This is a genomic window from Agrobacterium sp. 16-172Ci, from assembly GCF_053522725.1.
Map to the genome: position 1 here is coordinate 19,647 of NZ_JBNWBW010000031.1, position 12,815 is coordinate 32,461.

Genomic DNA, 12,815 nt, shown 5'->3' on the forward strand with positions numbered 1-12,815 from the left:
ATAAAAAAAGACACCGGCCTCTTGGCCGGTGCCTCCTGCGGGACAGCTGATTGAAGCCGGTCCCGCTCCTGCCTCCCAGGGACGGGAATTAGGGCTTGGTGGCGGACGTCGTCGTGCTGTCAGGAGCCGCCGGCGTTGCCGCATTCTTTTCGCTGGCCTTCTGTTCCAGCGTCTTGAATTCGGGAGCCGCCTTCAGCGTTTCCGCCGTTTCGGTCGTGGTCAGGCGGATGGTGCCGTCCTGCGCGTTGCGCGTCATCGTTACCTTGTCCATCGGAACTGCAACATCCTTTGCGCCGATACCCAGGAAGCCTCCGACGCCAATCACGGCCGCAACCAGACCACCGTCTTCTTCCATGATCAGGTTGGTGACGTTACCGATGCTTTCATCGGCCGCGGTATAGACCGCCTTGCCGATATAATCATTGGCGCTGACCTGCGTTTCGCCCTGTTCGGTGAGATAAGCGCCGCCTGTCGTTGTGGCCGCGCTGTCATTGGTCGAAGGAGCAGCAGGCGCCATCGGTGTGGCAGGCGGGGTTGCCGGCTCCGTCTGCGCACTCGGATTTGCCGGCGCAGGCTGGGTCGTGCCCTGAGCGATGGCCAGCGGCGCGAAAGCCGTCGTGCCCATCAGAGCGGCAGTGACGAGGATTGTAAGTTTCTTTGCCATTTCGTACCTTCCTTTCATCGTTCTCAACTGGCCGGCGGTGATGAATTTTATCTCCGCTCCTCGGCCGGTTCGTCTGGCAAACGGGTTGGTCGTTGAAATAGTTCCGATTTTTTCAACCGAGTCTGTGCGATTGTGACCGACCGCAACAACCGAAGGTAAAAATCAGGCATTGCTAAAGGGGGACGGCACGGTATTATCCGTGTCGTAACAATGCCATAACTGCCGGAGTTTTTGTATGCCTCGACCCGGCGACAGACTGAAAGACATGATCTCGGCTTTGCGTCGGCGCAGTGCGAATTTTTTCCCGACCGCCTCCATCGGCACCTATCTGGTGGTGATGGCTACCGTCATTACTCTGCCGCTCATTCTTTTCGGCGGCTATCTGATGCTGCGCCTCGAGGCGGAAAAACGTGACGACCTGCAACGGGAAACCATCGAGGATGTACGGGTGGTCTCCCGCAACATCGACCGCCGCCTGCAGGAAATCGCCACCTCGCTCAATCTCCTGTCGCAATTCCCGGAACTTGAGAGCGGCAACCTCGCCGCGTTTCAGGGGCGCGTCGCCGACAGTCTGAAGCGGGAGGGCCTTTACGCCATTCTCGCCACCAAAGATGGTCAGCAGCGTCTCAATACGCGCGTGCCCTATGGCCAGCCGCTCGGCAAGGTGTCGGCGGAAGCCAATCTGGCCAAGGCGATCGACTCCCGCCGCATCACCGTCTCGGACATGTTTTTCGGCTCGACCAGCAAGGAATGGGTGTTCAACGTCACCATGCCGCTAGGCCCGGACCTGGACCCCGCCGGAGACGCCCTGATCCTGACGCAGAATACCAGCGACCTGAGCAGGCTCATCCCCACGGAAAACCTGCCGCGCAACTGGGCGGTCGCCATCATTGACGGCAATAACCGCGTTGTCGTCTCAAGCGCGCCCGAAGAGGCGGAAGTGGGCAAGCCGTTTGTCACCCCCGATGTCCTTTCGGAAATGCAGGCCTTCAGTGGCAATTTTTTCGACGGCAAGGGTAACCTCTATGCCTATGCTCAATTGCCGGGCTGGCAATGGAAGACGGTGATGTGGGGTCCGCTCGCCGCAAGTCAGGCGGCGCTGATAGACACCTGGCGGCAGATGATGATCGGCAGCCTGATGCTGGTGCTGATTGCCATTGGCGGCGCCTATCTGGTCGGCCGGCAATTGCGCAGCTCCATCCGTGACCTGACCCTGATGGCCGAGCGCATCGGCGAAGGCGAAATCGTCGCGCCCGTCGATACCAAGATAAAGGAGGCCAATCAGGTCGCCATCGCGCTCTCCAACGCATCCTTCGACAGAAGCCAGTCGGAAGAGCGCCTGCAATTGCTGCTGCACGAGCTGGTTCACCGTTCCAAGAACATTCTGACGCTGGTTCAGGCGATGATACGGCAATTGGGACGCGAAAATAAAAGCATTCCAGAATTCCAGAAGGAGGTCGATCACCGCCTGCGCGGCCTTGGAATGTCGATCCGGGCCCTGGCGGAGGTTCAATGGCAGGGTCTGCCGATCCGCAAGCTGATCGAAACCCACCTCGATGTTTTCGGAACCGTGGCGCAGCGCATCGTGCTGGTGGGAGAGGATTTCATGCTTTCCCCGGAAGCGGCACAGAATTTCGGTCTGGTGGTCCATGAGCTGACGACGAATTCCATCAAATACGGCTCATTGTCGGCTCCAGCGGGAAAAATTACCCTGCGCTGGCAGTCGCGTGAAAAAGACGGGCGGCAGATGATCCATCTCGTCTGGACCGAAACGGGCGGACCGCCCGCCAGAGAACCGAGCCGCAAAGGCTTCGGCACCACGGTCATCAAAAGACATGCGGAAGGCGCCTTCGGCGGGCAGGTGCTGACGGAATATCGTGAATCCGGCTTCGAGTGGTCGCTGGAAGCGCCGATGCGTTACTTCACGCCCAAACGATCGGAACAGACAGGCACGCATTAAGGCCGCGACTTGCGGACCTATCCGCTGTGCAGACGGCAAAAAACCGGCAAAATGGCCGGTATTTTGCGCAATGTTAAAAAAACGCATTTTTTGGGAACCGAATCCGGTCATGCGTGTTTTTACTGCAGGCCAAGCAATTCCCCCGTCCCCGCCTGAAGCTTGGCTGAAAATAAACAGGTTTCGCCCCTGAAAACCTGTCATAAAAATAGCACGGCTCTTTCATGAGCCGTGCTATTTGTTTTGGCTTTCATGAAATGAAAGATGAACCCGGCGTTGCGCGCGATATCGCGATTTCAGGCATCCGCGCCGTCGCCGGAGGGAAATTTCAGCCGGTAGACGATCCGTTCGGGCGTCAACTCGTATTCGGCACTTCCCCCCAATGCGGAGGGAACCACCTTTTCCAGCACCACGCTGCCGAAGCTGCCGCGCCGGGTCTCCGCCGGCTCTTTCGACGGCATCATCGGCTCATTCCATTCAACGATATAAAAATCACCCTCCTGACGGCATTGCAGGGATATGGGCGGGTGATAGGCGAGATTGCCGCTGTGGCTGACGGTGTTGACGACCAGCTCATGGAAGGCGAGCCCGATATAGAGCGCGCCATTCGGATTGAGCAGCAGGTTTTCGCCTTCCATATGGATGAGGTTCGGATATTCCGGCACATAAAGATCGAATTGCTGGCGCAACAACTCGAATATGCGCGCGCCCCGCCAGTCCGAATCCGTAATGAGATCCTGACTCTGGGCGAGAGCGTGTAGTCTGCCGCGGAACTTGCGCAGAAAATCATCCTTGGTCAGGCTGAACCGGGCCGTCTGGCCGGCAAGGCTCTGGATGATCGCCAGGAGGTTCTTGGAACGGTGGCTGACCTCGCGCAGCAGCGAGCGCAGAAGCTGCTCGCGCCGCCTTTCCGCCGTCACCTCGCGAATGGTGGTTTTCATCACCACCTGGTTCGTCTGGTTAAGAGTGGAATGAACCTGAAACTGGAAGACGCGATCATTGCCGGCATTGACTTCCAGCATGCCGCGGCTGCCCGCCGTGTTCATGTCCTTCTTGAGATCGGCCAGTCGGGCGGAGAGATCGTTACCGAACAGATTTTCATCTGTGGGACGGGATTCTGCCGGAATTTTCCAGACATCCGGCAGATTGGCCACGAATATATAGTCGCGGTTCCAGTCCTGCAGCATGACTGTCTCACCCGAATCGAGCAAGGCGAGGACGAGCGAATCGTGAAGTTCGCTTTCGTCCCTCTCCGCGTTATGCCATGCCAGCCGATGCAAATTCGTCTCCTTGCAGAAAGCCGCGGGGCACCCCCACGACCGTAACCGCCAACGCCCGGGCACCAGAGTGGTTCCCGGTCAGTCTGCGGTTTCGGCAAAATTCACGCCGCGACGCGTGAGCTTTCGTTGAAAAACAGGGCCTGGCTGATAAGCGCTTTCACCATGTCCGGATTAAACGGCTTCGTCACAAGGAAGGTCGGCTCCGGCCGCTCGCCCGTCAGAAGACGCTCGGGGAAGGCGGTGATGAAGATGACCGGCAGCGTGGTCATCTGCAGGATGTCCTTCATTGCATCGAGACCGGAACTGCCATCGGCGAGTTGAATATCGGCAAGGATCATCTTCGGCTGGGTGCGATGGAAGAGATCGAGCGCTTCCGTGTGGGTGCGGGCGATGCCCGTGACGCGGTGGCCGAGATCGGTGACCATCTGCTCGATATCCATGGCGATCAGAGGCTCGTCCTCGATGATCATGATATCGGTTGCCACCTGGCGGGCGATTTCAGAGGCTGCCTCATCGATCAGCTTGCCGACCTGATCCTCCGAGACTTTCAGAACCTCTGCGGTTTCCGAAGGTGTGAATTCTTCGACCGTGGTCAAAAGGAACGCCTGGCGGGCAAGCGCCGGCACGGCGGAGAGGTTGGCCGAGGCGCGTTTTTCCCATCCCGACAGGTTTTCGTCGGTCTTAATATTGATCGTGACGGAACTAAAGATCGATACGAACAATTGATAGAGCGAAACGCGATCGCTGCTTGTCTGCGGAAAAATGCTGATATCGGCGATCAGAGCTTCGAGTGTTGCCGCAACATAGGCATCGCCCGTCGATTGTGAGCCGCAAACGGCACGCGCGAACCTGCGCAGATATGGCAGGTGCGGTGCGATGCGTGTAGAAACTGACATGGAATTCTCCCCTTTCATGCGGTCTGCAACGCAAACCCACGATAGCAACGTGCGCGTTGCAAAAAAAGTTCCGTTCCGCCGGAACTATTTTTTTCACGGCGCATTCTTTGCCACGACGCAAAAGGAATACCGGACGTTATGAGCATATTTCAATCGGACCAAGATCAGCCGGACAATTCGGCCGCCCCCCAGGTTCCACACTCCGGGCGGGCGGTGATTTCCCGTAAGCTCAGGGAGCTTTATGATGCCGTTCAGGATGAAGGCATCCCTGACAAATTCCTCGACCTTCTCGAAAAACTCGATGAAGCCGAAAGCAGAGCCAAAATGAAGGCTTCGGAGGAATGATGGCGAAAGAGCCGGAGCTGACAGAATACAACTTCAAACGGGAAATGCTGGCGGCGCTGCCGAACCTGCGCGCCTTCGCGATTTCGCTCATCCGCTCGCGGGACCGTGCCGACGACCTCGTGCAGGACACGATCATGAAGGCATGGGCGAAACAGGATAGCTACCAGCCGGGCACCAATATGCGGGCATGGCTGGTAACGATCCTGCGCAACGAGTTCTACAGCCAGATCCGCAAATCCGGCCGTGAGGTGCAGGATACGGACGGGGTCTATACCTCGCGCCTGTCGGTACCGCCAGAACAGCATGGTTCGGTCGACCTTCAGGACTTCCGCGCAGCACTCGCAAAGCTGCCGGACGACCAGCGTGAAGCGATCCTGCTGATCGGGGCTTCGGGTTTTGCCTACGAGGAAGCCGCCGAAATTTGCGGTTGCCCCGTCGGCACCATCAAGAGCCGTGTCAGCCGCGCAAGGCTGCGCCTGCAGGAATTGCTCGGCATCGAAAACGAAAACGAGTTCGGCCCGGACGCGCAGATGACCGCGGTGACCGCCGCCGCCACGGCGCGCTGAGGAAAGTGAACATCAGAAACGGGCAGGCAAACGTCTGCCCGTTTTTTCATGTCCGCTTTTCAGATGCCGGTTTCCTTGACCGATTGCATGACCACGAAGGTCGAGGTGTTGGCGACGGATGGCAGGCTTGAGATTTTCTCGCCGAGTACCCTTCGATACTTGCGGATATCGCTGGTGCGCACCTTCAGAAGATAATCGAAGGCGCCGGCGATCATGTGGCACTCCTCCACTTCCTTGATCTTGCGCACCGCCGCGTTGAATTCCTCCAGCGCCTTTTCGCGCGTATCGGAAAGCTTTACCTCGGCGAAGGCGATGTGATCGACACCGAGCTTCTGCGGATTGAGCATGGCGCGGAAGCCGAGAATATAGCCCTCATCCACCAGCCGTTTCAGCCGTGTCTGGCAGGGCGTCTTGGAAAGACCGACTCTTTTCGAGAGCTGCAGCACGGACATGCGCCCGTCTTCGCTCAGCGCCTCGAGAATCTTGAGATCGAAATGATCCAGATCGTCTGTTTTTTGACTATTTGCCATGTGATTTAACGCCATATTTCAAAAATAAAAGTTCATATTACCTGTTTTATCCTGAAAATAGGGCCATAGCAATTTCTGCGGTGATGATATTGTCTGTCACAGGATGACAAGCGGCGGGGCGGAGGACACGCTGCCGCCGAAGGTCTGTCTTCAACAGCGTTTTCAGGATTTTTCAGAATGGCCGATGGTGCAAGCAACGCCGGTGTAGTGGCGAACGGTATCTTCCAGAATTTTGCGCCGCCGGTGCGCGAGCAAAGCCTGCTGCGCAAGGCGATCACCGCCGCCTATCGTCGCCCGGAGGAAGAATGCCTGGCGCCGCTGATCGAGGCGGCAACGGTGACGGCGGAAGAAACGAAAGCCATTCGCGACACGGCCCGCAAACTGATCGAGGCATTGCGCGCCAAGACCAGGGGCACCGGCGTCGAAGGTCTGGTGCAGGAATATTCGCTCTCCAGCCACGAGGGCGTGGCGCTGATGTGCCTTGCCGAAGCGCTGCTGCGCATTCCCGACACAGCCACCCGCGACGCGCTCATCCGCGACAAGATCGCGCGCGGCGACTGGAAGTCCCATATTGGCGGCGGGCGCTCGCTCTTCGTCAACGCCGCCACCTGGGGCCTCGTCATCACCGGCAAGCTGACCTCGACGGTAAACGACAGCGGCCTTTCGGCGGCGCTGACCAAGCTGATCGCCCGCGCTGGCGAACCCGTCATCCGCCGTGGCGTCGATATGGCCATGCGCATGATGGGCGAACAATTCGTGACCGGCGAGACCATCGGCGAAGCGATCAAGCGTTCGAAGCCGCTGGAAGAACAGGGCTTCCAATATTCCTACGACATGCTGGGCGAAGCCGCGACCACCGCCAAGGATGCGGAGCGTTATTACAAGGACTATGAAAACGCCATCCACGCCATCGGCAAGGCGTCTGCCGGGCGCGGCATCTATGGCGGACCGGGCATTTCCATCAAGCTTTCGGCGCTGCATCCGCGTTACGCCCGCGCGCAGGCGGAGCGGGTGATGGCGGAACTGCTGCCGCGCGTCAAATCGCTGATGCTGCTCAGCAAGAAATACGATATCGGCCTCAACATCGATGCCGAAGAAGCAGACCGGCTGGAACTGTCGCTTGACCTTCTGGAGGAACTGGCGCTCGACAGGGACCTCGCCGGCTGGAACGGCCTCGGTTTCGTCGTGCAGGCCTATGGCCGCCGCTGCCCCTTCGTTCTGGATTACATCATCGATCTCGCCCGCCGCGCAGGCCGGCGCATCATGGTGCGTCTCGTCAAGGGCGCCTATTGGGATGCGGAAATCAAGCGCGCGCAGGTGGAGGGGCTGGAGGACTTCCCGGTCTTCACCCGCAAGGTCCACACGGACGTCTCCTACATTGCCTGCGCCCGCAAGCTGCTCGCCGCGCGCGATCTGGTTTTCCCGCAATTTGCGACCCACAATGCGCAGTCCATGGCGACGATCTACCATCTCGCCGGCCCCGGCTTCAAACTCGGCGACTATGAGTTCCAGTGCCTGCATGGCATGGGCGAACCGCTTTACAGCGAAGTCGTCGGCAAGAAGAAGCTCGACCGGCCCTGCCGCTTCTATGCTCCCGTCGGCACCCATGAGACGCTGCTCGCCTATCTCGTCCGCCGCCTTTTGGAAAACGGTGCGAACTCTTCCTTCGTCAACCGCATTGCCGACCCAGCCGTGCCGGTGGATTCCCTGCTGGAAGACCCGGTTGCCGTCGTCAAGGCCTATGCCGTTCCCGGCGCGCGTCACGACCGCATCGCCGCCCCTGCCGGCCTGTTCGGCCCGGAACGCAAAAATTCCGCCGGCCTCGATCTTTCCAGTGAAACGACGCTCGCCGCACTGGACAAAACCCTGAAGGCAGGTGCTACGACGGAATGGAAAGCGTCGGCACCGCAGGCGGGTGGCAAAACGCGCCCGGTTCTCAATCCCGGCGACCACAATGATATCGTCGGCCATGTGACGGAGCCCACCGAATCCGATGTCGAAGCCGCCATGCAGCGGGCGGTGGCCTCTAACTGGCCATCCACCCCGGTGGAAGAGCGCGCCGCCTGCCTGGAGCGCGCCGCCGACGCCATGCAGGCCGAAATGCCTGCCCTGCTCGGCCTCATCATGCGCGAAGCGGGAAAATCCATGCCGAACGCCATTGCCGAGGTGCGCGAAGCCATCGACTTCCTGCGTTATTACGCGGCGGAAGCCCGCAGGAACTTCAAGACTGGCGAAACGCCGCTCGGCCCTGTTGTCTGCATCAGCCCGTGGAACTTCCCGCTCGCCATCTTCATCGGTCAGGTCACGGCGGCGCTGGTTGCCGGCAATCCGGTTCTGGCAAAGCCCGCCGAAGAAACGCCGTTGATTGCGGCCCAAGGCGTGCGCCTGCTGCATGAGGCCGGCGTTCCGCAGGATGCCGTGCAGCTTCTGCCGGGCGACGGCAAGACGGGTGCCGCACTTGTTGGTTCACCCCTTACAGCCGGTGTAATGTTCACAGGCTCGACGGAAGTGGCGCGGCTCATTCAGGGTCAGCTTGCCGGCCGGGTTCTGGCCAATGGCCAGCCGGTTCCGCTGATTGCCGAAACCGGCGGTCAGAACGCCATGATCGTGGACTCCTCCGCGCTTGCCGAGCAGGTGGTCGCCGATGTCATCGCATCCGCTTTCGACAGCGCCGGCCAGCGCTGCTCGGCGCTGCGCATTCTCTGCCTGCAAGAAGATGTGGCGGACCGCACGCTCACCATGCTGAAGGGCGCGCTGCACGAATTGCGGATCGGCCGCACCGACAAGCTTTCCGTCGATGTCGGTCCCGTCATTACCGCCGAGGCGAAGGGCATCATCGAAAAGCACATCGAGGGCATGCGCGGGCTTGGCCATCGGATCGAACAGATCACGCTTGCCGGCGAAACCGGCAAGGGCACCTTCGTGCCGCCGACGATCATCGAGATGAAATCGCTCGCCGATCTGAAACGCGAAGTCTTCGGCCCGGTGCTGCACGTCATCCGCTTCAAGCGCGACAATCTCGACCGGCTGATCGACGAGATCAACGCCACCGGTTACGGCCTGACCTTCGGCCTGCATACCCGTCTCGACGATACGATCCAGCATGTGCTGTCGCGCGTCGCGGCCGGCAATCTTTATGTGAACCGCAACATCATCGGCGCGGTGGTCGGCGTACAGCCCTTTGGCGGACGCGGCCTTTCCGGCACCGGTCCCAAGGCAGGCGGTCCGCTTTATCTCGGCCGCATGACACAGGTTGCCCCAAAGATAGACCGGGTTGCGAGCCAGCAGGATCAGGCAGCAGTCGATCTTGCCCGCTGGCTGGATGAAAACGGCGAAACCGTTGCGGCCGAAGCCGCGCGACAGACGGCAGTTCTTTCCGGCCTCGGTTTCGAAACCGAGCTGGCGGGTCCTGTCGGCGAGCGCAATGTCTATGCGCTGCATCCGCGTGGAAAGGTTCTGCTGGTTCCGGCAACCGAACAGGGGCTTTACCGCCAGCTTGCGGCAGCGCTCGCGACCGGAAACGCGGTTGTCATCGACAACGCTTCGGGACTGGAGAAATCCATTTACGGACTGCCGGCAACCGTGACCTCGCGCATCGTCTGGGCCGATGACTGGGCGAAGTCCGGCCCCTTCGCCGGCGCGCTGGTCGAGGGCGATGCGGAGCGTATCGTGGCGGTCAATAAAAAGATCGCCGCCCTGCCCGGCCCGCTGGTTCTCGTTCAGGCCGCGGCAACGGAAGCGCTTTCCGCGGACAGCCAGCCCTATAACCTCGACTGGTTGGTCGAAGAGGTTTCCGTCAGCGTCAACACCACGGCCGCCGGCGGCAATGCCAGCTTGATGAGCATTGGCTGATGATATCGTCCGGCGGGGTCTCGGCCCTGCCGGTTCATGCCTTATCCGTTGGTGTCACCGCGGCCGAAGAGCTGGTTCAGAACCTGCTCTTCCAGCCTTGCGAATTCCGCCGTGCCATGACGGCGCGGACGCGGCAGTTTCACATCGAGATCGAGCGCAATGCGCCCTTCATCGATGACGACGATGCGATCCGCAAGCGCCACGGCCTCGGAAACATCGTGCGTGACGAGTACGGCGGTGAATTTCTGCTTGCGCCAGATGCGCTCCAGCAGAAGCTGCATTTCAATGCGGGTGAGCGCATCGAGCGCGCCGAGCGGCTCATCCAGCGCCAGGATTTGCGGATGGGCCACCAGCGCACGCGCCAGCGCCACGCGCTGCTTCTGGCCGCCGGAAAGCACATACGGCCATTCGCCAGCCCGGTCTTTCAGACCGACCTCTTCGAGAATTGTAAGCGCCTGTTCCTGCGCCGCCTCGCCCTTGGCGATGCCGGTCAGCCCCACGGAGACGTTGCTCGCGATACGTTCCCACGGCAGAAGACGCGGCTCCTGAAACATCATGCGGGTGCGGCTCGATGCATCCTTCGAGACAGTTCCGGTGGTCGGCGTGTCGAGGCCGGCCAGAATACGCAGGAGCGTGCTCTTGCCGCAGCCGCTCTTGCCGATGATGGCCAGAAACTCGCCTTCCCGCACATCGAGATCGATGCCGCGCAGAACCGGCTTGTCGCCAAAACTCTTCGCCACATTGCGGAAGCTGAAGGCGACCTTGCCGTCGCTCGTCTTTTCGCGTTGTTCGATTTTCGCCTGCGACGGGAGGGATGGCGGGGCATCCGGGCGTCTCAGCGTCGTCACATTGCCGGTCGACATGGGTTACCTCAGACTTTCTTGAAGGCTGGATGCCATTGCAGGAAGATGCTTTCGAGGAAGCGGGCGAAACTGTCGGCCAGCTTGCCGAGAAGCGCATAGATGAGGATCGACAGAACCACGACGTCGATCAGCAGGAACTCGCGCGCCTGCATGGCCATATAGCCGAGGCCGGACGAGGAAGAGATGGTTTCGGCGACGATGAGCGTCAGCCACATGATGCCGAGCGCATAACGCAGGCCGGTGAAAATGGCGGGCAGCGCGCCCGGCAGAATGACCCGCCGGAACAGCGTGAAGGGCGACATGCCATAGGTGCGGCCCATTTCCACCAGTTGCGGATCGACACCCTGAATGCCGAGCAGCGTGTTGATGTAGATCGGGAAAAACACGCCGAGCGCGACGAGGAACAGCTTCGCCTCCTCATCGATGCCGAACCAGAGGATGACCAGTGGAATGAGCGCCAGATGCGGAATGTTGCGGATCATCTGCAGCGTCGTATCGGTGAAGCTGCGGGAAAATTTCGAGAGACCATTGGCCAGCCCGAAGATGAAACCGATGGAGCCGCCAATGGCGAAACCGGCGAGCGCGCGGGCGGAACTGACGCCGATATTGGCGACAAGCTCACCCGAGAGCAGAAGCCGCCAGAAGGCTTCCGCGACAGCCGAAGGGGCCGGCAGCACATTGGCGGAAATCAGACCGGCACGCGCCGCCGCCTCCCAGCCCGCAAGAATGAGGGCGGGGAGCAGCCAGCCTGTGATGCCGCCAATCTCGATACGCTTTGCGGTGCTCATGGCATACCCTCCGGCTCTTGCTCAGTTCGTCGCGCCAGACCAGACGGCATCCTTGATGCTGATCTGTTTCGGGATGAGGCCGAGACGATAAAAGCGGTCGGCGGTTTCCTGCTGGCTGGCGACGATCTTGTCGTCGATCCTGGTAATGCCGAATTCTGAGCGGTTAGCGGCAAGCGTCTGCGCCTCCAGCGGCACGCCCGTCACTTCATGCAAAGCTGCGGCGACCTTGTCGCGGTTGGCGGCGGACCATTTCGCCGCCTCGCCCAGAGCACCGATGGTGATGTTGATCGTATCCGCATTGGATTTGGCGTAATCGCGATTGGCGAGGAAATAAGTGCTGACAGCAAGCACATCGCTGGTGCGGGCCAGAGTGACCGGCTTGTAGCGGGTTTCGGCAATCGCATAGAACGGATCCCAGACGGCCCAGGCGTCGATCTTGTCGCTGGCGAAGGCGGCGGAAGCATCGGCGGGGCTGAGATACACCACCTCGATATCGCTGAATTTCAGGCCGTTCTTCTCCAGCGCCGCCACCAGCAGATTGTGCGCGCTGGTGCCCTTGCCGGCACCGACCTTCTTGCCCTTGAGATCGGCAACCGATTTGATGCCACTCTCAGGCTTGGTGAAGATCGCCTCACCCTTGCCGTTCGAAGGAAGGGCCGCGACATAAACAATGGCGGAACCGGCCGCCTGCCCGAAGATCGGCGGCGCATCCCCCGTCCAGCCGACATTGATGGAGCCGACATTCAGGGCTTCAACAAGCGGCGGACCGGCGGTGAATTCGACCCAGGAAACCTTCACACCCTTGGCCTCAAGCGCCTTTTCGATGACACCCTGCTGGCGGGCGATCACCGGCAGGCCGGTTTTCTGATAACCGATCTTCAGCTCTTCCGCCGCCTGCGCCTGCAGCGGCAGAACGGAGAATGCGGCGGCAACAAAAAGGCTGGCGGAAAGCGCGCGGCGGGTGATAGCTGGCATTTTATCTCCTTGTCACCAGCCCCTCTGGCCGGTTCACGATATGGAGCAATGCTAGGGTTTTCTATTAAAACGATAGAGAGACGATAATTCAATATGAGC

General features: G+C 60.3%; 11 protein-coding genes. 4 read left to right on the forward strand and 7 right to left on the reverse strand.

What is annotated here, in order from left to right:
• Window positions 1–88: 88 nt before the first annotated feature.
• Complete coding sequence (locus ACQZ40_RS22305) at window positions 89–664, reverse strand: PRC-barrel domain-containing protein (RefSeq protein WP_080858189.1); 576 nt, start codon at window positions 662–664, stop codon at window positions 89–91.
• Window positions 665–899: 235 nt separating this feature from the next.
• Here ACQZ40_RS22305 and ACQZ40_RS22310 point away from each other — a divergent pair, with 235 nt between their 5' ends.
• Window positions 900–2,624: a sensor histidine kinase gene (locus ACQZ40_RS22310; protein WP_448748664.1), complete on the forward strand. Its 1,725-nt coding sequence runs from the start codon at window positions 900–902 to the stop codon at window positions 2,622–2,624.
• 293 nt (window positions 2,625–2,917) lie between these two features.
• Here ACQZ40_RS22310 and ACQZ40_RS22315 read toward each other — a convergent pair whose 3' ends face one another.
• Together ACQZ40_RS22315 and ACQZ40_RS22320 are read right to left on the reverse strand one after the other, a co-directional pair.
• Window positions 2,918–3,901, reverse strand: coding sequence for a sensor histidine kinase (locus tag ACQZ40_RS22315; protein WP_142845681.1), 984 nt, complete (start codon window positions 3,899–3,901; stop codon window positions 2,918–2,920).
• 101 nt (window positions 3,902–4,002) lie between these two features.
• Window positions 4,003–4,797: a response regulator gene (locus ACQZ40_RS22320; RefSeq protein ID WP_003522529.1), complete on the reverse strand. Its 795-nt coding sequence runs from the start codon at window positions 4,795–4,797 to the stop codon at window positions 4,003–4,005.
• A gap of 138 nt (window positions 4,798–4,935) precedes the next feature.
• Between ACQZ40_RS22320 and ACQZ40_RS22325 the strand changes: the two genes are divergently transcribed.
• Together ACQZ40_RS22325 and ACQZ40_RS22330 are read left to right on the forward strand one after the other, a co-directional pair.
• A complete protein-coding gene (locus ACQZ40_RS22325; RefSeq protein ID WP_003522527.1) occupies window positions 4,936–5,142 on the forward strand; it encodes a NepR family anti-sigma factor in 207 nt (68 codons plus the stop codon).
• The gene (locus ACQZ40_RS22330; protein WP_065657313.1) at window positions 5,142–5,708 is read left to right on the forward strand and encodes a sigma-70 family RNA polymerase sigma factor; all 567 of its coding nucleotides are present in this window, start codon (window positions 5,142–5,144) and stop codon (window positions 5,706–5,708) included. The genes ACQZ40_RS22325 and ACQZ40_RS22330 overlap by 1 nt, the downstream gene beginning before the upstream one ends.
• Window positions 5,709–5,767: 59 nt before the next feature.
• Here ACQZ40_RS22330 and ACQZ40_RS22335 read toward each other — a convergent pair whose 3' ends face one another.
• Window positions 5,768–6,238, reverse strand: a complete 471-nt coding sequence (locus ACQZ40_RS22335; RefSeq protein WP_003522526.1) for an Lrp/AsnC ligand binding domain-containing protein — start codon at window positions 6,236–6,238, stop codon at window positions 5,768–5,770.
• A gap of 177 nt (window positions 6,239–6,415) precedes the next feature.
• Between ACQZ40_RS22335 and putA the strand changes: the two genes are divergently transcribed.
• On the forward strand, window positions 6,416–10,090 hold the full coding sequence (gene putA / locus ACQZ40_RS22340) for a trifunctional transcriptional regulator/proline dehydrogenase/L-glutamate gamma-semialdehyde dehydrogenase (RefSeq protein ID WP_448748665.1): 3,675 nt from the start codon (window positions 6,416–6,418) through the stop codon (window positions 10,088–10,090).
• A gap of 41 nt (window positions 10,091–10,131) precedes the next feature.
• Here the strand turns inward: putA and ACQZ40_RS22345 are convergent, their stop codons facing one another.
• Genes ACQZ40_RS22345 through ACQZ40_RS22355 form a run of 3 tightly spaced genes read right to left on the reverse strand, consistent with a single transcriptional unit; the run spans window position 10,132 to window position 12,716 of the window.
• Window positions 10,132–10,953 carry an ABC transporter ATP-binding protein gene (locus ACQZ40_RS22345; RefSeq protein WP_104679834.1) on the reverse strand — a complete coding sequence of 274 codons (822 nt, stop codon included), beginning with the start codon at window positions 10,951–10,953 and terminating at the stop codon, window positions 10,132–10,134.
• A gap of 8 nt (window positions 10,954–10,961) precedes the next feature.
• A complete protein-coding gene (locus ACQZ40_RS22350) occupies window positions 10,962–11,741 on the reverse strand; it encodes an ABC transporter permease subunit (RefSeq protein WP_137453335.1) in 780 nt (259 codons plus the stop codon).
• Window positions 11,742–11,762: 21 nt separating this feature from the next.
• Window positions 11,763–12,716 (reverse strand): aliphatic sulfonate ABC transporter substrate-binding protein, encoded by a 954-nt coding sequence (locus ACQZ40_RS22355; RefSeq protein ID WP_448748666.1) that lies wholly within the window; start codon window positions 12,714–12,716, stop codon window positions 11,763–11,765.
• Between the last annotated feature and the right edge of the window lie 99 nt (window positions 12,717–12,815).